Source organism: Leptospira alexanderi serovar Manhao 3 str. L 60 (assembly GCF_000243815.2).
GTDB classification, from domain to species: Bacteria; Spirochaetota; Leptospiria; order Leptospirales; family Leptospiraceae; genus Leptospira; species Leptospira alexanderi.
This window is the reverse complement of the sequence record NZ_AHMT02000030.1, coordinates 120,001-140,000: the sequence shown is the minus strand read 5'-3', so window position 1 is coordinate 140,000 and position 20,000 is coordinate 120,001. Positions and strand designations below refer to the sequence as shown.

General features: G+C 42.4%; 18 protein-coding genes (2 of these 18 only partly in view). 4 read left to right on the top strand and 14 right to left on the bottom strand.

Features of this window, described 5'->3' with window-relative positions; all coding sequences use genetic code 11:
- The 10 genes from flhF to asd form a co-directional block, all read right to left on the bottom strand.
- Window positions 1-595 carry the 5' portion of a flagellar biosynthesis GTPase FlhF gene (flhF, locus tag LEP1GSC062_RS10850; protein WP_010577831.1) on the bottom strand. Its footprint begins 704 nt before the window's first position, so the window shows 595 of its 1,299 coding nt (coding positions 1-595); it begins with the start codon at window positions 593-595; the stop codon falls past the left edge of the window.
- Window positions 596-646: 51 nt separating this feature from the next.
- A complete protein-coding gene (flhA, locus tag LEP1GSC062_RS10845; protein WP_010577830.1) occupies window positions 647-2,770 on the bottom strand; it encodes a flagellar biosynthesis protein FlhA in 2,124 nt (707 codons plus the stop codon).
- Window positions 2,771-2,779: 9 nt separating this feature from the next.
- Window positions 2,780-4,063 carry an EscU/YscU/HrcU family type III secretion system export apparatus switch protein gene (locus LEP1GSC062_RS10840; RefSeq protein ID WP_010577829.1) on the bottom strand — a complete coding sequence of 428 codons (1,284 nt, stop codon included), beginning with the start codon at window positions 4,061-4,063 and terminating at the stop codon, window positions 2,780-2,782.
- Entirely contained in the window at window positions 4,060-4,842 is a 783-nt protein-coding gene (gene fliR, locus LEP1GSC062_RS10835; protein ID WP_010577828.1) for a flagellar biosynthetic protein FliR, read from the bottom strand. The genes LEP1GSC062_RS10840 and fliR overlap by 4 nt, the downstream gene beginning before the upstream one ends.
- Before the next feature lie 6 nt (window positions 4,843-4,848).
- A complete protein-coding gene (gene fliQ / locus LEP1GSC062_RS10830; RefSeq protein WP_002556446.1) occupies window positions 4,849-5,112 on the bottom strand; it encodes a flagellar biosynthesis protein FliQ in 264 nt (87 codons plus the stop codon).
- Window positions 5,109-5,912, bottom strand: coding sequence for a flagellar type III secretion system pore protein FliP (fliP, locus tag LEP1GSC062_RS10825; protein WP_039941803.1), 804 nt, complete (start codon window positions 5,910-5,912; stop codon window positions 5,109-5,111). The genes fliQ and fliP overlap by 4 nt, the downstream gene beginning before the upstream one ends.
- Before the next feature lie 37 nt (window positions 5,913-5,949).
- On the bottom strand, window positions 5,950-6,762 hold the full coding sequence (fliO, locus tag LEP1GSC062_RS10820) for a flagellar biosynthetic protein FliO (protein WP_039941801.1): 813 nt from the start codon (window positions 6,760-6,762) through the stop codon (window positions 5,950-5,952).
- Window positions 6,759-7,820 carry a flagellar motor switch protein FliN gene (gene fliN, locus LEP1GSC062_RS10815; RefSeq protein WP_010577826.1) on the bottom strand — a complete coding sequence of 354 codons (1,062 nt, stop codon included), beginning with the start codon at window positions 7,818-7,820 and terminating at the stop codon, window positions 6,759-6,761. The genes fliO and fliN overlap by 4 nt, the downstream gene beginning before the upstream one ends.
- A gap of 215 nt (window positions 7,821-8,035) precedes the next feature.
- Window positions 8,036-8,368 carry a DUF971 domain-containing protein gene (locus LEP1GSC062_RS10810; RefSeq protein WP_010577825.1) on the bottom strand — a complete coding sequence of 111 codons (333 nt, stop codon included), beginning with the start codon at window positions 8,366-8,368 and terminating at the stop codon, window positions 8,036-8,038.
- A 246-nt stretch (window positions 8,369-8,614) separates the two neighbouring features.
- Complete coding sequence (gene asd / locus LEP1GSC062_RS10805) at window positions 8,615-10,846, bottom strand: archaetidylserine decarboxylase (RefSeq protein ID WP_039941798.1); 2,232 nt, start codon at window positions 10,844-10,846, stop codon at window positions 8,615-8,617.
- A gap of 63 nt (window positions 10,847-10,909) precedes the next feature.
- On the opposite strand from asd, the gene LEP1GSC062_RS10800 reads away from it, so the two are divergent.
- Window positions 10,910-11,782: an LIC_11366 family protein gene (locus tag LEP1GSC062_RS10800; RefSeq protein WP_020984188.1), complete on the top strand. Its 873-nt coding sequence runs from the start codon at window positions 10,910-10,912 to the stop codon at window positions 11,780-11,782.
- Window positions 11,783-12,062: 280 nt separating this feature from the next.
- Here the strand turns inward: LEP1GSC062_RS10800 and LEP1GSC062_RS10795 are convergent, their stop codons facing one another.
- The 3 genes from LEP1GSC062_RS10795 to LEP1GSC062_RS10785 all read right to left on the bottom strand — a co-directional run bounded on the left by LEP1GSC062_RS10795 (window position 12,063) and on the right by LEP1GSC062_RS10785 (window position 16,248).
- Window positions 12,063-14,198 carry a 7TM diverse intracellular signaling domain-containing protein gene (locus tag LEP1GSC062_RS10795; RefSeq protein WP_039941796.1) on the bottom strand — a complete coding sequence of 712 codons (2,136 nt, stop codon included), beginning with the start codon at window positions 14,196-14,198 and terminating at the stop codon, window positions 12,063-12,065.
- A gap of 61 nt (window positions 14,199-14,259) precedes the next feature.
- Window positions 14,260-15,456 (bottom strand): sterol desaturase family protein, encoded by a 1,197-nt coding sequence (locus LEP1GSC062_RS10790; RefSeq protein ID WP_010577823.1) that lies wholly within the window; start codon window positions 15,454-15,456, stop codon window positions 14,260-14,262.
- Between the two features lie 6 nt (window positions 15,457-15,462).
- Entirely contained in the window at window positions 15,463-16,248 is a 786-nt protein-coding gene (locus LEP1GSC062_RS10785) for an SDR family NAD(P)-dependent oxidoreductase (RefSeq protein WP_010577822.1), read from the bottom strand.
- Between the two features lie 216 nt (window positions 16,249-16,464).
- Between LEP1GSC062_RS10785 and LEP1GSC062_RS10780 the strand changes: the two genes are divergently transcribed.
- Both LEP1GSC062_RS10780 and LEP1GSC062_RS10775 read left to right on the top strand, forming a co-directional pair.
- The gene (locus LEP1GSC062_RS10780; protein WP_039941833.1) at window positions 16,465-17,130 is read left to right on the top strand and encodes a glutathione S-transferase family protein; all 666 of its coding nucleotides are present in this window, start codon (window positions 16,465-16,467) and stop codon (window positions 17,128-17,130) included.
- Window positions 17,131-17,204: 74 nt separating this feature from the next.
- On the top strand, window positions 17,205-17,441 hold the full coding sequence (locus LEP1GSC062_RS10775) for a hypothetical protein (RefSeq protein ID WP_004495872.1): 237 nt from the start codon (window positions 17,205-17,207) through the stop codon (window positions 17,439-17,441).
- On the opposite strand, the gene LEP1GSC062_RS10770 is transcribed toward LEP1GSC062_RS10775, so the two are convergent.
- A complete protein-coding gene (locus LEP1GSC062_RS10770; protein WP_039941831.1) occupies window positions 17,438-19,393 on the bottom strand; it encodes a M3 family metallopeptidase in 1,956 nt (651 codons plus the stop codon). The two genes, LEP1GSC062_RS10775 and LEP1GSC062_RS10770, sit on opposite strands and share 4 nt — an antisense overlap.
- Between LEP1GSC062_RS10770 and lsa23 the strand changes: the two genes are divergently transcribed.
- Window positions 19,377-20,000: the 5' portion of a surface adhesion protein Lsa23 gene (gene lsa23 / locus LEP1GSC062_RS10765; protein WP_039941793.1), read on the top strand. 90 nt of this gene lie beyond the right edge of the window; only the first 624 of its 714 coding nucleotides appear in the window; the start codon lies at window positions 19,377-19,379; its stop codon lies off the right edge, out of view. The two genes, LEP1GSC062_RS10770 and lsa23, sit on opposite strands and share 17 nt — an antisense overlap.

The following is a 20,000-nucleotide window of genomic DNA, read 5'->3' as shown; positions in this document are numbered from 1 at the left end:
CCCTTTCGGAAACAGCGTGATTACGTCCTTGATCGATCGGAGAAAGTCTTTCTTCGATCTTGGAAAGAATTTCTTCCACATAACCTTGGCTCATTCCTTCCCGAACGAATCTTTCTCCCAATCTGCTCAAGGGAGAATCTTTTTTCCCCCGAACAGTAAAAGTCTCTTTTCGGCTCGGAGAATTTCTTTCAAAAAGTTCCTTCTCGAAGGAAAGACCGACTCTTTCCGGTTCAGTCATGACTTCTTCAAGTTCCCAAGAATTCTCAACGGCAGTAGTAGTTTCCTTTTCTTCTAAAGCTCTGGAAAGAGGCTTTAAAGTTTGGAGTGTTTTCTTTTTCTCCGGAGCAGCGTAAGACTTTTGTTTTAAAAGATCCTTTAGATCCTGAAGTTTACGTTCTATTTTTTCACGAGAAGCCTGTTTTTCCGGAATCCCGATTTGAATTTCGATCATCTTCTTAGCGAGAAGCCCCGTTCCCATCACTCCGCCTTCGGTAACTACGGTTTGAGAAATTACAGTCGCTTCCGAACCGTACTTCATTTTCATTTCCATTAAACAGTCTTGGTAACTTTTACCGCGAATTTTAGCGAATTCCATATTTAACTCCCTGATCCTTTCCCTTTAGAAAGATCGAATATTCCAATAACTTCATGCTTCCTCCTCTACTCCCGCGGTCGCGGTTTGTGTTTGAGGAAGTTTGAGCTCGGCCTCTATAACCGAATCCACGGAAGAATGTATTTCTTCATACGCAAGGACTCCAAAATTGCGAGGAGGAAACTCCTTTGCGAGTAGATACGAAAACGGTAAACGTACTTCCCGGTTTACTACGAAAATCGGAAACTTTCCTTCGATTCGAAAATTTCGATAGAGTTCGGCAACGCTATCAATCAATTTTCTGTAAAAATCGGGGGCTAGAGAAAGAATGTCTCTGTTTTCGATTCTGTCCTGAGTGATCGATTTATTGAGCCGATCGAGGATTCTACTTTCAAGAGTAATCACCCGAAGTTTACCGTCCATGGAAAGATAATCCTTCACCACGGTTCTTGCAACGGACTGCCGCACCAATTCCGTGAGTATATACGGATTCTGATACTTGGATAAATTGTTTGCAATCGATTCAAGTATAGGCACGAGGTTTCTGATTCCAAGACCTTCTCTGAGAAGATTCTGTAACACTTGTTGGATGATTCCCAGGTTACCCGGTTTGTCTGCGTCCAATTCTCCGATGAGTGTCGGATAACTCGCTTTGTAATGATCCAGAAGTTTTTTGACTTCTTCTCTTCCGAGCAAGGTAGATGCGTGTGTCGCCAAAAGTTCTTTTAAATGTGTAACAACCACAGTAGATGCGTCGACCACAGTGTAACCTTTCGCTTCGGCCTCCGACTTATCTTCGGAGGAAATCCACTTCGCCTTTTGACCGAAAGAAGGCTCCAAGAAATCCTCTCCTTGAATCGATTCCGCCGCTCCCGGGCTTGTGTTGAGAGCCATCAACTTGTCCGGCTTTACCGTGGAAGTTCCCACCTCAGTTCCGTTAATCTTGATCGAATACGTATCCGGATTCAGATCCAAGTTGTCTAAAATTCTCACGGGAGGAATTACAACTCCGTTGTCTTGAGCAAACTTTTTTCTGAGATTGCTGATTTGGTCCAGTAACGCTCCGCCTTGGGAAGTATCGACTAACGGAATTAAATGATAACCGACTTCGATTTCGATCGGATCGGTTCTGAGTTCTTCGTAAAAATCTTTCGGTTTACGATCCTGACCGGATTCTTTCTCTTTTTTCTCGATTGATTCGAGTTGCTCCTTAACGGTTTGTTCAAGCGAATATCCCAAGTAAGCAATTCCCGCCGAAAGAAGAACCAGAGGAATAAACGGTAGTCCCGGAATAAATGCGGAAAATCCCAAACTTCCCGCAACCACATAAAGAACTTTGGAATTGCTGAAGAGCTGGCTTTTGAACTGAGTAGCAAGATCCGATTCGGAACCGGAACGAGTGACGATGATACCAGTTGCGACCGTTGTTAACAGCGCGGGAATCTGAGATACGAGTCCGTCTCCTATGGTAAACTTTCCGTAGGTTTCGATGGCCTGGGTGAAAGATTCTCCTCGAATCGAAGAACCTATGATCACTCCGCCTAACAGATTAATGGCGGTGATGATAAGTCCGGCTCGTACATCTCCTTGAACAAATTTACTCGCTCCGTCCATGGAACCGTAAAAGTCCACTTCGGCTTCTATCCTCTTTCTTCTTTTTTTGGCTTCCTCCTCGTTGATATTTCCGGAAGAAAGTTCCATATCGATCGCCATCTGCTTACCCGGTAAGGCATCCAAAGTAAAACGAGCCGCAACTTCCGAAATCCGAGTCGCACCCTTTGTGATCACCAAAATTTGGACAAGAACGAGAATGATGAATATGATAAACCCCACCACATATTTAGAAAGCCCGGACTCGCTTCCTATGATAAAAGATCCGAAAGCATCAATGACGTGGCTGTTCATCGCGGGACCTTTGGAAAGAATTTGTCTCGTAGTCGATACGTTGAGCGCAAGTCGATACAACGTAGTAATGAGAAGTAAACTCGGAAAGATCGAAAAATCAGCAGGTTCGTTGACCGAAAGCGAAGTCAGAAGAACCAAAAGCCCAACTGCCAAGCTAACAATAATCAAAATATCTAATATAAGCCCGGGAAGAGGAATAACGAGCATTGCGACGATCGCAACGGCTCCGACTCCTAAAATCACGTCAGATTGATTCCACCATTTCTTTTCCATAATTTCCTCTTATACGGCTTTCCGGAAAGATTCCAAACGAGAGAGAATGGTTGCGATCGCACGATAGAATTGCTGCGGAACTTCCGCCCCAAGTTCTACTTCCTCATAAAGTCCTCGTGCTTGAATACGATCTTCCACGGTGGGAACTCCGTTTTCTCTTGCGATTCGAATGATAAGAAGCGCAAAGTCGTCCACACCCTTTGCAATTACGATCGGCGCTTTGTGAATTCCGGGTTTGTATTCCAAAGCCACTGCAAAGTGAGTCGGGTTTGTGATGACAACGTCCGCTTCCGGAACCTTCGCGAGCATCTTTCGCTTATTCATCATATCACGAGCGAGCTGTCTTCTTCTTGCTTGAAGGGAGCGGTCTCCGTCGGATTCTTTGGCTTCTCTCTTTGCTTCGGAAGGAGTCATCTTTAAAGACTCTTCGTATTCGTATCTTTGATATAAATAGTCTACGATGCTGATCGCGAAAAGAATAATCCCTACGACCAAAAAGATCTTAAAAGAGCTACTCATCACGAGAGCAACCGCCTGTTCAAGTCCCATCTCTCCGGAAATAAGGATCGGAAAAAAATCCTTACTGATGATTATGTAAGAAACCCACGCAATCAATCCTACCTTTGCGAGGGATTTTCCCAAGTTAAAGAGTGTCTGACGTGTCGGAAGGACTTTCTTAAAGTTGGGTCTGATCCTACTGAAATTAAAACTCAAAGCGCGGGGCGTGAAGATAAATCCTACCTGTGCGACATTTCCAATCACAGCGCCGACTAACGTAATTCCGAGCAAAGGCCAGAGGAGAGTGAATAAATCCGTGGAAGCGTTCTTCAAAAGTTCGGTCACGGACTCGGAACTGATATCGGTTTTAAGTCCTACTCCGTGGATATATTTACGGAGAATATAAAACGTTCTCATGAAGAAATATTCTCCCATGAGATATATGAGGATTACTCCAGCGAGTAATACAACCGCCGCTGGAAGTTCGGGAGATTTGGGAACATTCCCTTTTTCTCGCTCTTCTCTTCTTCTTCGCTCGGACCCAGGCTCGGTTCGGCCTTCGTCTTCCGCTGCGAATAGTTGTAGATGGATTTTGAAATCGGCGGCGCGCGCGGTCACATAAACGGTGTTTGTCGGAGTTCCTAGAAATCGAGCGATCCCTAGAGAGCGAGATTGCCAACGAGCAGCAAATGCAAAATTACAGAAGACGTCGGAAGTACTACAAAATTTCCGAACGACTATACGAATATCCCTCCTAACTTCAAGAGCTCCTTTTTTCCAGAAAGTCATCTTCATTGTTTCGGCCATCCTTGAAGCATCAGATTGACTTTATCAAAGGACAAATCGAAAGCCGCCCCCATCTGTGAAATCAGATAAGGAGTAATAAAAATCATCACGATCAAGCCGATCGTAACTTTAATCGGAAAGGATAGCTGCAAGATATTAAGCTGTGGAGCGGCCTTCCCCATCAAAGCTTCGGAAACAGTCACGAGCAGAATGATTCCAAGAACGGGAAGGGATAACTTAAACGCGACGAGAAACATCGCTCCGACCGCGTCTTCCATCGCCCTGTAAATTCCGTTTTGAATCTCGGGAACAAATCTTAAAACCTGAATCTTCTCGAAGGAATATGCAAGACTTTCAAACATGATTCGATAGGCGCCGAGAGTCAAAAAGAGAAGCATTCCCAGAAGATTTTTAAGAGTACTGATCACAGGCAAACTAGTCTGGGTCACAGGATCCAAAATCTCCGCGTAACCGAAACCCAATTGAACGTTAAAAAATTCTCCGGCCATTTGAAATGCCGCAAAGATCAAACTAATCAAAAAACCGAGAAGCATTCCGATCAGAGCTTCCGCGATAACCACAAGTCCGTAGCTTCCCATATCCCCGGGAACGGGAGGCAAAAAACCGGCGGTCACCGGAAATAAAATCACGGAAACCAAAAACGAAAAAATCATCTTCTGAGGAATGCTGATGGAAGGATAGGAGAATACGGGCGCAACGGACAATAATCCCATCAATCTCGCAAGAATCAGCAGAAACGTTTGAAAATGATTGATAAAGTATTCCATAATATTCTAAAACTTCTCGATCATCAAAAATAAATTCCGAGTATAATCCGTCATCGTCTGAATCATCCAAGAGGAAAAGATCACGATCACGACAAAAACAGCCACGAGTTTGGGAACGAAAGCGATCGTAGGTTCCTGGATCGAGGTGGTAGTCTGTAAAATCCCGATGATCAAACCCACAACCAGAGCGGTAAGAAGAATCGGAGACGAAATTTTCAGAGTGATATAAAGCGAATCCCGTATGAGAGTCATTGCGTCGAGTTCCGTCATTTATAACTCCGGACCAATTCGTAAACAATCAGGTTCCAACCGTCCACAAGAACAAACAGAATCAACTTAAACGGAAGGCTAACCATCACAGGAGGTAACATCATGAGGCCCATAGAAAGAAGCGCCGATGCGACCACGAGGTCGATCACGATGAACGGAATGAAAATGATGATTCCAATCCAAAAAGCCTTTTTGATTTCGCTTAACATAAATGCCGGAATCAAAACGTAGGAAGGAACGTCGTCGAAGGATTCCACTTCTTCCACTTTTCCAATTTTTAAAAATAGAGCCACGTCTTTGGCGCCGGAGGTTCCGATTTGACGCATCATGAACTCACGAATAGGAACCATTCCTTTTTCAAAGAAAGAGTTCGTATCGATTTTACCTTCCAAATACGGAGTCAAAGCTCTTTCATTGACCGTATTCAATGTAGGAGCCATGATAAAAAAAGTCATAAAAAGAGCGAGGCCCATCATCACCTGATTCGGCGGAAGATTCTGAATCGAAAGAGCCCTTCTCACAAAATCAAGAACGATCACTATCTTTGTAAAGGAAGTCAGGGACATCACGATCGCAGGAGCCAGGGAAAGAATCGTAACCAGAAACAGAACCATCAAAGAAAGGCTCGTTTCTCTTGGGCTCTTCGCCTCGTTTACGTTGATGTTCAAATTAGGAATTGGAATTCGAGTTCCGGAAGATTGAGCCCCCAAAGTGAAAAAAGAAGAACCTAGGAACAAACTCGCCACAAGCAAGAATATCCACATTATGTTCTTGATAAGTTTTTTATGTCTCATTTTCACCTGAAGAATCTTTCCCTAAATTTCCGACTCTTTTACGTCATTTCAAATCGAAAAGCCCGCTTTCAAGCGAGCTTGTTTTCTCTTTGAGTTCATCCAATTTCTTACGGGCCTGCCTTCGTTTCTCTTCCCGGGCGGCTTTCACCTTTTCGTTCGAATCGACCAATCCCTCTCCGGAAATCCGAGAATTCAAATCCTTGATCTGTTCGAGAACCGTAACTAAAAACCCTCCTTCGGGGGGCTGAAAGTTTTCTTTCTTTTGCAGAATCCTATGTTTGACTTCCGTATCCGTAATCTCCGTAATCAAGTTGATTCCGTTGTCCGCAACTCCGAGGACCAATAACTTTCCGGAAACGTCCACGATCTGAAGTTGTTTGTTCGGTCCGAGCATCATACTCGAAAGGAGGCTCATCTCACCTCGGACCGGAAGGCGACCTTCTCGATTCTTAGATACATATTTTAGAATATAATAAAGTGCTACACAAAGCAACCCAAGAATAAAAACGACTCGAAACAAAGTCCCGGCGATTCCGGGCCCTTCGTCCTGAGTCTTATAACGTTCCGCGACCGGATTTGTCTCCGTTTCGGCAGAATTATTTGGAGAAGACTTTACTCCGGTGGAAGGAGTTTCCGTTTTGGAAGAGTCGGTTTTTTTTACATCGGAATTTGTCTCTAAATTCTTATTTTCATCTTTGGCAGAAGAGCGACCCAACTCTTTTTTGAGAGCCTCATCCATAAGCTCCCTTTCGGATTGAGCGGCTAAAGAAACAACAGTAAAATTGAATATAACTAAAACTGCAAGGATGGGAAAGGCGCTCCTTCCATCCATCTCAAAGATGCCTAAGAACCTCACTTGCCCTCCGGCTTGATCCGATCGGTAGGACTTACGATATCCGTTACGCGCACTCCAAAGTTTTCGTCGATAACAACAACCTCGCCTTTTGCGATCAGTTTTCCGTTTACCAAAAGATCCACAGGTTCGCCCGCGAGTTTATCCAACTCGATAATGGAACCCTCGCCCAAACCTAAGATATCTTTGATATACATCTTGGTTCTTCCTAACTCCACCGTTACGCTCATCTGAACGTCCATGAGAAGATTTAGATTCGGAGTGTTCGACGCACCGCTCGCGGTTCCTAAATTCGGAAACGCAACCGACTTTACCGACATGGAACCCGGGGAGATTCCCATCCCCATCCCACCCATTCCCATCCCGCCAATATCGCCGCCGGCACTTCCAGAACGGCGATAAAGATTCAACAAATCCGAAGCTGTGGATAGAGAAAGTAAGAATTGAACTCGAAAGGAAGGAATACTTTCGATGGTAAGATTAAAAAAGACACGCACCATAGTTTCTCCGTCCGGTAGAACCAGTGCAGCGGGAGAAGTTACATTTCTAGTTTCAGAGGGAGAGCCATTCACCCCGCCCCCGGTTTTCGTGCTAATTTGAGAAATTAAGGCCCCCATTACGGGAGTAAGAGAATCTCGAAGTGTCTGTATTTGGGCTTCGTCCAATTCTCCCGACTCAAAACCGCCCATCATAGAATTTGCGATTTTCACCGCATTTTCTGCAGACATCGCAAGAACGATTCTCCCGTTTACACTTCCAGACAGAGTCGAATATAAAAGAAAAGATCCGGATTTAAGTTCGGATTCCACATCCTTTCGAGATTTGGTTTCCACATTCGGATTCAAAAACGCGGAAGAGCGAGAAAGAACAGCACCTAATGTATTTCCAGCGACTTGAAAACAGGAAGAAAGAAGATCCGACAGAATATCCCGATCCACGGGAGACATCCCTGGAACTTCTTTTTGTGTGGCACTAGATGCCACCGCACCCGAATCAAATGAATCACTTGCTCCGGCGAGTAATGCGTCAATCTCTTCCTGTGAAAGGGAACCTTCACCCATTTTGGGAACTCTCCCGGGAATTTTAGTTTATGGGACATAAGAAAAGGATTTTTGTCACCCCTTTTTTTCTTCCCAGTCTGATTCCATCTAATTTTCGGGCGAAAACAACCTTTTTTCGGGAAAACAACCGGGAACCTATCCTATCTTCTTTCTACCGAGTATGAGTTCCCACAAATTCTATCTCTGGATAAAATTTTACATGTCTCTTTTCGAGTTCAGCCTTCCTTCACAAGCTCCCCTCCCAAACCATCCGCAAACATTCTCAAAGAATCATAAGAATAAATCCCCGTTTGATGATTGTCGCTCCAGATTGGATTGATCGCGTATCTTCCGACTTTGTTGATGGAATAAAGCCGAATCGACTGGATCGCACCGGTAGTAGTTCCTACTTTTCCTCCGTGTCCCCCTTTACAAACGACACAAGGACAACGTTTTCTAAGATCCAACAAATCGAAGACCGAAGTCACTCCGTCTTTCCAGGTGATCTTCAAATAATTCTCATCAAAATCAATCCGATCGGGTGTGGTCGCTTTTAAACTCAGCTGCATCATTTTTATCCATAATTACACTTTTTCCATCGGAATGGTTCATACGAGTAATTTCAAAATCGCATTTGGCATTTTCTAATCGTTCTATATCATTTCAGTATAAGATCGTTTTCCAAAAATAAAATCCTAACTTCAGATCCACCAATCCTTACGACCTATCATACATTATCCTAAAATGATTCTTTTCTTGTTTTACAGACGACGATCTTTCAAAATCGAGTGGAAAGTTTTTGAAATAACTTCTAACTACTTAGGAAGTTTACACTTTTTCTCTCCGAATCTTCCGATCGTGGTTCCATAAGTAATTTTCTCATTCACGGTAAGCGCATCGAACTGAAACGTATCTTTTTCCATAAGAAGAATCACCGTTGATCCCATTTCGAATCGCCCTAGTTCGGCTCCCTTGCCGATCATGATCGAAACTTCCTTATATTCTACGGTTCTCGCAGTTCGAATGAGACTGTTCGTCACGATCTTATTGTCGTAAGTTACTCGAATTCTTCCCACATTCGAAGCACCCACCTTGATGACAGCCACCTTTCCGTACTCGGTCTGTAGATAGGTGATCAATCTTTCGTTCTTCGGAAAAAGCCCTCGAATACCAAAAACCGCAAGCTCGTTTACCGGAAATAACTTTCCGGGCTCATAGTAATAACCCAAAATTTTTCCATACGCAGGAGAATGAATCCTATGATAGTCCTGGGGTGAAAGATAAAATGTGATGTATTTTCCGTTTGTAAAATCGTCTATATACTTCGACCCGCCTCCCCCTAAAAGCTCCTTCAGGTTATAATCAACTCCCTTGGCTTGAATGATAATCCTTTGATTGATATCCCCGTAACCGGTAATCCTTGCGTCCACGGGAGATACCATTTCGTTGTCTGCGGAATCTATGATCCTAGCACCCGCCTTTAAGGCTCTCGTGAAAAATGCGTTGAGAGAATTATATTCCCGGATTTCGAATTCCGCCTCATCAACGTTGATTTTATACGCTCTTGCAAATGCCTTCAAAATCGGGATCAAAAGAAAACGCGGAAGCCTGAAAGAAGCAAGAAGTCCGAATAAGAGAGAAAGTAAATTCTTAGGAACGATGGACAATATTAGAAGATAAAAATCCTTCAAAACTTCGTATCGCGCTCCGCTTTCCGCCAAGAATCGTTTTAATTCCATTCTCGCGATTTTCTCAAGCAAAACCAAAGAAATCAAAACCGGAACGGCGGTAATGATCGAAAGAGAATACCCCAAACCGAAAACTTCAAAAAGAATCCAATCTCCATTCTTCACATAGAGATAAGCGGCCGAAAGAATCGTAACCAGAAAGAGCATTCTAAAAAAGTTCGCAAACCTTTCCCCAAACATATAGAGCGCATTCTGCTCTCCCGTGTAAAACCAACCAGTGATCGAAACGACCCCGAATAGTAAAAAAGAACCGAAAAAAGCGAGATTTACGGGACTGGCATGTCCTTGAAACAAAGCGTTTAAAAATACAACTTGCTCTTCTGCCTTAAACGCGCCATAAGAAGAAAGCACGTAGATCACGAGTGTGGAAATGATAAAACCTTCAAAAAAGGTAGCAAGCATACTTACGAGACCTTGTTTCGCTGGATAATCCGTTCTTACGACTCCGGATAACCCAGCGCTTTTGCCGATCCCGGTTTCCGTGGAAACGAAAAACATTCCAGAAGCCATACCGAAAATTCTCGCAAGAACAAAACTTCCTCCCGTAATCGCAGCCGCAGGTTGAAACGCTTCTTGAAACGACAAACGGAGAAAATCTTCGAAGTTCATCAGGGAATTTTTAAACAAAAAGAAACATCCGAAAAAAAACAAAAGAATCCCAATCGGAGCCAGATACGCCGAAACTTTTCCGACCCTTCTTACCCCGCCTAATACAATAAATACGAGAATCACGGACAACAAAAACGGAACCGTCATTCCCGTTATCTCGAAAGCTCGATTTGTGATATGAGTCACATACAACATAGGTACCGCTCCGCCCATCACAAGTACCGTCAAAAGCCCTACGGTCGCAAAACTCATAGCGAGCCATTTCGCTTTCAACGCTCTTTCAATGAAATACATCGGGCCGGAAAGATATCTTCCGGATGCGGTTTTGGTTCTAAAGCGAATCGCGAGAGTGGAAGAGACAAATCGAAGAGGCATGATGAAAAAGGAAGAAATCCAAATCCAAAATAAAACTCCCGGCCCACCGATCATCAAAGCCAGAGCAGAGCCGATCACCGAGCCCGGAACGAGGGAAGACGCAGTTCCAGAAAAGAACGCTTGTGAGTGAACCAACCTTCCTCGAGAACCCTTATGGTCCATATTGCCCGAGAAAATTTTTACGGCGAGAAAGAAGAACCGGAGTTGTGGGAAGCGGAGTCTGAACGTTAGGAAGATCCCGATAAAGCTCAAGAAGTAGAAAAAGAATCTAACTAAGTCCCAATCGAAAAACTGAAAAAAATGAAATTGCAACATGGTCCTACCCGATAGGAAGAAAATCCGCTTTGTATGGAAGTCCTTGCTAGAAATCCTGTAATTATGAGGGCTACCAGCAAAATTTTCGGGATCTTCTTGAGTGTCTTATTTTTTTTCCTCTTTCCTAAATCCATTTTAAAGGCGGAAGGCGAATTTCCCAAAACAAAAACTCATTCTTCCAAACCCGCATTGGAACTACCAAGCCTAGAGGAACATTACTGGGAACTCGGGCTTAGGGCAGGAATCGGATATAAAGGAGAAGATAGACTCAATTCTTTCTTGAGAGGTTTTACCGACACCTACGATCCTAGAATCGCTTCCAAAACCGTACTCGATCCTCCAAACCGAATTGCTCAGGGAGAATTATTCCTTCGTAAAAAGATCTCTTCCGAAAGTTGGGTCGGACTCATCGGCGGTTACAGAGAATGGCAAAAGTTCGGATTGAAACAATTTTCTTCGGAACCTTTTTACACGGATTTAAGTTTTAAACTTTCGAATCCCTACTTTCTTCTAATGTATTGGCACGAATGGAATTATAAGCGCTGGATCTTTCAAAGCGGTCTTGGAATCGGAATGTCTCAAGTATATTGGGATTCCAAAGGATACGCAACTTCGGCAAAAGAAACCTTTCGCCAGGAAGGTTCTTTGACCGGAACCGGAATCGAATTCCGTTTGGAAGGAGCCATCAGCAGAAAGATCACCGAATTCACAAGCCTTCAACTGGGCATCGCACTTTCCTGGATCAACATTCCTTCCTTATCCGGAACCTTTAACGGGGAATCTGCGAGTTTTTATCTGAGTGAAAACGGAAATGTGACTCTTCTTACCGAATCCACAAACCAAACCGCTATGTTAGTGACCCGCCAATTTTCTCGCAAATTGGAATTTCAAGTTTTGACAACTACCCTTTTCTTAGGAGTCTCTCAGAAATTTTAATCTTTATTTTTTGAATATACTCTTTATAAATCAATCATCCAATTACCACCGTCAATCGCAAATCGACATCCGCGAACTAGTCACAAATCTACAAAAGACGAAACCCGATTCCAACTTCAAAAATTTAGAATGTTTTTCGGACAACTTCCACGAAAACTTTTTCATATCAAAAAACACAAACTCGGAAATTGTTTTTCAAAACCTACTATACATGAAAATTTCACAAATAGGCTTATCCGAAACAAACGATTAAAAGGTTTAAGTACTCTCGCATTTTCGCTTAAACGTTAAAAGACGTTTTTTCCCGTTTGTAACGAAGCGGTTTTTTAAGATACTTGATCAAAAGAACCCGATTTCCTTTTTCATTAAACCGAACAATATCGAAAACGGACCGGGTCATTAGAATTCCACGACCGTGCGTCAAACTTGTTTCGTTCAACTTCTCGATGTCTAAATTTAGAATTTTCTTATAATCGAAACCTTCTCCCTCGTCGCCGATTAGAAAGCCGATTCTACGAGCGTTCAAAGAATACGAGACTTTGACCGTTCTACGGTTGTAGAACGGTTCTTTCTGACGTCCCTGAATGAGTTCAAGATAACGTCCCTCATCCAATGCCTCCGTTTTTTCGTCAAAACTGATCGCAAGATTTCCGTGTTCGATCGAATTAATAATGATTTCTCGGATACAAGTCCGAATCGCAATCACAACTTCCGTTCCTACAAAACGGGCAAGATTTACTGTCAAAAAACGACTCAAAAGATCTGCGTTCCTAAGATAATTATTTAAGGTGAAATGCATGGATTCGCTTACGATGAATCTAGCAAAAACATCCTCGTTTAGTTCATAAGCTTTTCCTAAAATACACTTCTCACTCCCGAGATCCAAAAGCTGAAGTCGAACCCGAATCTGACGCGGTTCCAATACGAATTTCTGCCTGAATTCCGCGGTGAATTCCGAACTTTTTCCCGTCGTCAAAAGTTCTTCGATTTTATCTCGAGCTAAAACTTTGGCATAAGAAGCATTTTTAACTCCGGATACAAAGATCAGGTCCAAAAAATCCCAACCAATCACTTCTTCCGAATCAAATCCCAAAAGCCTTCCGAGGGCTTTATTCGCATTGCGGATTTTTCCGTTCGTATCCATCGTAAAAAGAAATTCTTCCGATTCCTCAAAAAGGTTTTTAAAACGTTTTTCGGAACGTTCCGCGACTCGTTTTGCAAAACGAAGCTCTCTGATTTTCACAGATAAAGTTCTGGATAATATCTTTACACGATCGGCAAGACCGAGCCCCATAAGAACCACATGAAGCAAAGAAGAGATTTCTATCACCCAAAACCGCAAAGAAAAATTTTTGAACCAACCGCTTTCTAGAAATAAAAACAAAATCACGCCGGAAAATAAAACTCCCCAGGCAAAAAGAAAATAGGAAACACTTCCCTGAGTGAAACTTCGAATTCCGTTGATAAAAAGAAGAACCATACAACCGAGAGTCATAAACAATCCGATCCAAATCCCGAATCGTTCCGGAACAAACGGAGAACACAGAGCGAAAAGCAAAAGTAAAACTTGAGAATATCGAAATAAACGAAACGATGTCTTGGATCGATTTTCCAGATCCAGATAAACGTTCACGAATAAACACATCAAAAAAAGAGAAATCAGAAAAAAGAACGGAACACTCGAATTTGTCCAAAATACGGCGTCGGGCCAAAGGACTTGAAACCCAAATCCTTCCAAAACGAACTGGAAAAAAGAAAACCCGGAGATATACGCGGCAAAATAGAAATAACTTTTTTCCTTTGTATAAAAATATAAAAGAAGGTAATAAAACGCCAGTATCAGCATGGAGCCGAAAAAAAGTCCGAATAAGAACTGTTCGAAGATTACTTTTTTGTAAAATGTGTCAGCCGAGTAGTAGCGAAAAGAAAGCTGAATCCTGGAATCCGACTTGATTCTTAAAAAAACGAACTTATTCGTTTTAGGAAGAGCTACGGAAAAAAAGACGGGATTTCGGTACTGAACCGGGCGAAGCGCAAATGGAATTCCATCCCCAGCTCGATAAAAAGGAGATTCTCCCATCTTGAAATCGTAATATTCTATAAGATCCACGTCGGGAAACTGATATTCGAGAATCCAACGAATTGACCGATCCGAAGAATTCCTGACGTTCAACCGAATCCAAATTACAGAATTCGTATATCCTAATGAACTTATATTACCGGAATTGAATTTTCCTTCCTCCGCCAAAGACCTAATCTGGGAAAAACGCAAACTCCCAGAAGAGTCTTCGAAATATTCAAAAGTATCCTCCAATCCGAAGGGAGAATCGTCGAGATGAGCGAAATCAATCCCGAACAAAGGATACGAAACAAAGTAAACGCAAATAAGGAATGCGGGGATTGTTGTTTTTCGCATAGATACAACCTACCATTTTTAGGTCATAATTTCAAATTGGACCTTTGTTCCAACTCGGAACTCAAACGAAAAACAAAACCCAGGAAAGAACAATTCCCCCCAAAAGAAGAAAAACGATTCGAAACCTTCCTCTGGAACTTCCGTTTAACACAGACCCAGTATGTTTAAATCCGTAAAAGACATATACGATTACGGGAAAAATTTTCCAGAGAGCCAAATTCCCGGATTTGAAAAATTTCAGTAATAGCAAGGAAAGAACGGTCCAAAAAAGAAATTCCAAAACTCCTAAAACGGTCTTTTGCTCGGATACAATCGGATCGAATTTTTCATATCGGCTTCGATCGATTTCTTGAGGGAGAATGGAAGGCCCGAGACTCGTCGGTCTCCATCCGGGCGGTTTGAGAAGAATGAGAACTTTCTCCTTGAAACTCTTCGTCTTTTGTACCAAAGAAAAAATCTCTTCGTAAACGTGAAGGTTCGTGTACACAGGATCGAATGTAGTCACCGGCTTTGTAAGCCCGTATATCGGCTCTTCTTCCTCTCTCGCAAAAGAACCAAAAATTCGATCCCAAAAAATCAAAATTCCTCCGTGATTCTTGTCGATGTATTTGGGATCCCTTCCATGATGAACCCGATGATGCGCCGGAGTAACCAAAATTTCCTCCAAAAATCCGAGCTTTCCGATCAATCTCGTATGCACCCAAAATTGGTAGATCTTTAAAATCCCGTGAGCCAATAAAAATGCCTGCCAAGGAACTCCGCAAAACGCAATCAAAAGATTAAAGGTATATTCGAAAACCCTCTGAAAACTAGACTGTCGCAAAGCGACGGCAAGATTGAATTCTTCGCTGGAATGATGCGTTACGTGACAAGCCCAGAGAAAGTTAATTTCATGCGTAGCCCTGTGAAACCAATAGTAAACGAAATCCACCATTAAAAATACGAAAATCCAGCCAGTCAAATTTCGAAATCGGATTTGAATACTTCCATTCTCCAATAAAAACGGTGACCCCAAAGGGATTTCCGAAATCCCGAACAGAACTTGCAAAGAACAAAATATTCTAAACTTCTCATAAACCCAAAGGGAAACGACCGTTACAAGGATCCCTGTCAAAGAAAATAAAATGCCCGTGCTTAAATCGGCAACCGTATCGTTCCACCGATATACTTTCTTTCCGACTACCCGGGAATAAAAAACCTCCAATCCGATCAAAACCAGAAAAAAGGGAACCGCCAAATCTAGAATCGATCCTTGCATCTTTGTTCAATTGTTTTTATTCAAAAATTTCGCAATCTTACGGATAATGAATCGGGGTGTGATCCTTACACTTTGGGCCAATATTTTGTTCAAAGTTCCCGATATTACGACCGGCTTTCCTCTCTTCAGAGCGTCGTATCCGATTTCAGCGACCTCTTTCGCGTTCATAATCGGAGCAATTGGGTTATTCAAAAATTTCGACTTGGTTATCTCCGCTCTTTCAAAAAATTCGGTTTTCGTAGGTCCGGGACAAAGGGCGGTTATCGTTACCCCATCCTTATAAACGTCTTCGTAGACTGCTTCCGAAAAAGACAGCACATAGGCTTTCGTCGCATAATAATTCGCCATGTTCGGCCCGGGTTGAAACGCCGCAGTGGACGCTACATTCAAAATTTTCCCATTTTTACGCTCCACCATATCCCGTAAAAAAAGATGTGTCAACTCGACTAAAGAAGCCACGTTCACTTGGATCATCTGAAGTTCTTTCTGCAATTCCATTCGATCGAATCTTCCGTTCGTTCCAAAACCCGCGTTGTTCACAAGAATTTCCACAACTGCTTTCGATTTTTTCGCGAAGTCAAAAATCTTTTTGGAAGCCTTCGGATCCGCAAGATCAATGGAAAGAGTATCCACCTTTACCTTAGCTGACGTTTCGATTTCTTTCTTTACCTTTTTTAAAGTTTTTTCGTTTCTCGCTACGAGAATCAGATCGTAACCATCCGCCGCGATAAGCTTACTGAGTTCATAGCCGATTCCGACTGTACCACCCGTAATGATTGCCGTTTTTGCCATTTATAGATTTCCTCTTGCGGTCGAAATTAATCGCAGGAAAAAAGAGAGAAAGACTTTTTTTGGAAAGTATCAAAGACGAAGATTCAAGCGATTCGGTGTTAGCTTGTTAGGAATTTAAAAACTTTCCAATCATGAATATTTGGGCTTTAAGACAAACCGCAAAATCACTCGGAAAAAGTGTTTGCCAACGAACATCGATTCTTATTTTTCCTTTCTATGCTCAAACTGTACGGCTCAAACATCAGTAACTATGTAAACAAAGTAAAGCTGGGACTTTTGGAAAAAGGATTAGATTACGAACAAATCAGGGTTTCTCCTTCTCAAGACGAAGAATTTTTAAAGATCAGCCCGATGGGAAAAATTCCGGTTCTGGAACTAGACGGAAAATTCATATCCGAGTCCGGAGCTATTTTAGAATTCTTAGATACGATTTTTCCCAAAACACCAAAACTAATCCCGGAAGATCCCTGGGAAGCCGCAAGGGTCAGAGAAATTACGACGATGATAGAAATGTATTTGGACATTCCCGCGAGAAGAATCTATCTTCTGAGCATGAAAGGAAAAGCCGTTTCTCCCGAATTGATCGAAGAAGTTCATCCGATTCTGGTCAAAGGAGTAAAAGCGCTTCAAAGAGTGGCTCGATTTTCTCCTTATATCGCGGGAAACGTTTTTACGATGGCAGACTGCTCTGGTTTTGCAAACCTCTCTATGATCGACGAAGAACTACGCCCTTTTTACCCGAACAATCATCCCTTGGATTTGTTAAACGATTGGAAAGGATACCTTACATTTATGAAAACAAAACAGGGCCCGGCGCTCGTGGAGAAAGAAAAACAGACTCTTAAAAAAATCATTGCAAGAGCCAAGGCAAGAATCGAATGAACGCCGAAATTCTGAGCAGTCGTTTAAAATTGATTTGACTCTCTCAGTACGCAAAATAGCCTACTGTGGTTTCTATGGAACCAGAAAAAGTAATTTCGATCCCGATCCGAGAACTTTCTCATCTCAAAGTTCTTTTGGCAGGTTGGTATAATTTCCTAAAGGAAAACTACGATCAAAAACAGATCGACCAGAATGAATTCAAAGACGCACTTCGTAGTAATGTCGTTTATAACATCGATCAGGATCAGGTCGAAGTTCTTTTAGCAGGAAAGGAAACTCTCCTCCAAAATTTCAGGAAAAGTCTTTCCTAATAACTTTCTTTTAATTCGTAAAGTTTGAGAAGAGATCCGACTTCCGGATCTCTTCCTAATAGTCGTTTGAAAAGAACCATCGCGTTTTCGCTTCCTCCCTTTTCCAAGATTTCCGTAAAATATGCGTTACAAAGTTCCGGATCAAAGATTCCTTTGTCGACAAACGCGAAAAAGGCGTCCGCACTCATCACTTCGGCCCATTTATAACTATAATATCCCGCGGCATAACCTCCGGAGAAGATATGGGAAAATCCGTTTTGAAAACGATTGTATTCAGGTGGAATCACTACCGCAACTTCTTTGCGAACATTCTGAAGAATGGAATGTACTTCTTCTTCGGTATAATTTTTTTCGTGAATGAGAATGTCGAAAAGAGAGAATTCGAGTTGTCTTACAATTCCCATTGCGGAAAGAAAGTTTTTAGTCTCCTTAAGTTTTACGATCATAGAATCCGGAATCGTTTCTCCGGTTTTATGATGTCTTCCGAATATCTTTAGAACTCCCGCTTCAGTCGCGAAATTCTCCAAAAACTGGGAAGGAAATTCCACCGCATCCCACTCGACACCGTTGATTCCACTGACCGGAGGTTCTTCGATTTTCGTACAAAGATGATGTAGCGCGTGCCCCATCTCGTGGAAAAAAGTGACCACGTCCCTGTGTTTTAATAGAGAAGGAGAATCTTTCGTAGAAACCGGAAAATTACAAACTACGAACGCCGTCGGAAGAATTTCCTCATTCACGATTCGATTTTTAGAATGCCAATTGTGCATCCAAGCCCCGCCTTGTTTGTCTTTGCGGGATTCCAAATCCAAATACAGCCGGGAGAGAAGTTTCCCTGACCGATAAAGGTCGTATACCTGAACTTTTTCTTCCCAAACCTGAGCGGACGTTTTACGAAATTCCAACCCGAAAAGTTTATTCAAAAATTGGAATGTTCCGAAAACGACGCTTTCTTTCTCAAAATAAGGACGGGTTTCCTCTTCGTCGAAATCGAATCTGGATTTCATCAATTTCTCACTCGCAAACGCAGTATCGTAAGCCTGAAGAGAATCTATCCCCAAGGTCTTCGCAAAATTCGAAAGATCGACAAATTCCCTTTCCGCGATCGACTTCACTTGTTTTGCAAGATCCCTCAAAAATTTCAAAACCGTCTTCCCGGAATCGGCTACCTTGGTCGCCAAAGAAAGTTCCACGTAATGGCGATAACCAAGCAGTTTTGCAAGTTCGTTTCTTAACAAGAGTATGTCCTCAATCAGTTTTCCGTTCTGAGGTGCCCTCGTAGTATAAGCCTTATATAAGGATTCTCGAATAGATCGATTCGGACCGTGGGTCATATACGCCATGTAACTAGGCATATGAAGTGTGAAACGATATTTTCCGTCCTCCGTTTTAGCCGCGTTCAAATCCGATTCGGGAATTCCTTCCACGTCCTCAAGGCGATCCAAAACGAGTTCGAAGGAATTAGTCGCATCAAGCAGATTCTGAGAGAACCGATTGCCCAGATCGGAAAGACGAACCTGAATCTCCTGAATTCTTTTTTTAATTTCCGGTGGAAGCCCGATTCCACTCAACTTAAACTGCGTGATGGCATCTTGCAGTACCTTTTTTTGGGGAACGTTCAAGGTATCGTTTTCATTCTTTAAAATTTCCTGATATACGAGATTCAATTCCTCGTTCTGGCCCAAGTCGGAATAAAAAGTAGTGATCTCGGGAAGTACCTCGGTATAAAGAGCCTGGATTTGCTCGGAATTTTTTACACTGTTGAGATGGGCAAGAACTGTGAACTCAATCTGCATCTCTTGCACAAGATCATTCAAAGGACGAATGACGCGATCGTAAGTTCTTTCCTTTTTTCTAAGGAGAATCGGAAGTTCCTCCCGAATTTTTTTGATCTTTTTTAAGATCGAATTTTTAGTTCCTTCAGGATCATCTGTTTTGAATTCCGGTAACATCTCCGCCAATTTCCCTCCGCCCTTCGAAACTTCATCCATTTTTTCAGGTTTGACTAGAAACCTACCAATTGTAAAACACGAATCTATGTTTGCAAATCGACTTTTGCGATTCGGATTTTCCGTTTTCTTTTCAGTCGGATGTTCTTATACAAAGAACAAACTTCCCACCTTTTCTCCAAACTTGGAATGTTCACAAAAAGAACTTCCTCTCTTTATCCAACCGATCCGCGATATCGAAAACGGGAATAGATTGGAAATTATTTATTGCAGTCGAAGAGAAACCCCTTCCGGAAAAAGAATCGAACTGAATCTAGTCTTTCAAGACGAACGACATCCTTCCGTTTGGAAAGATAGAATTTATAGGATCTACAGAAGTTTCAAATACGGCAGATATAAAGACATTGAAACAATTCGTCTTCAATTTTCAAAATCGGGAGAACTATCGACGGTTCATCTCAAAAATGTCTATTCGGGAAAACAAAAATTCGCCGAAGACCCGGTGTATCATTTTGATTCCGTTTTGAAACCAGAGCAACTCATGAGAGAAAATCAAAAAACCATTCTGTTTATCAACACCTGGAATCATATGCTTTCGGAAAAGGATTCG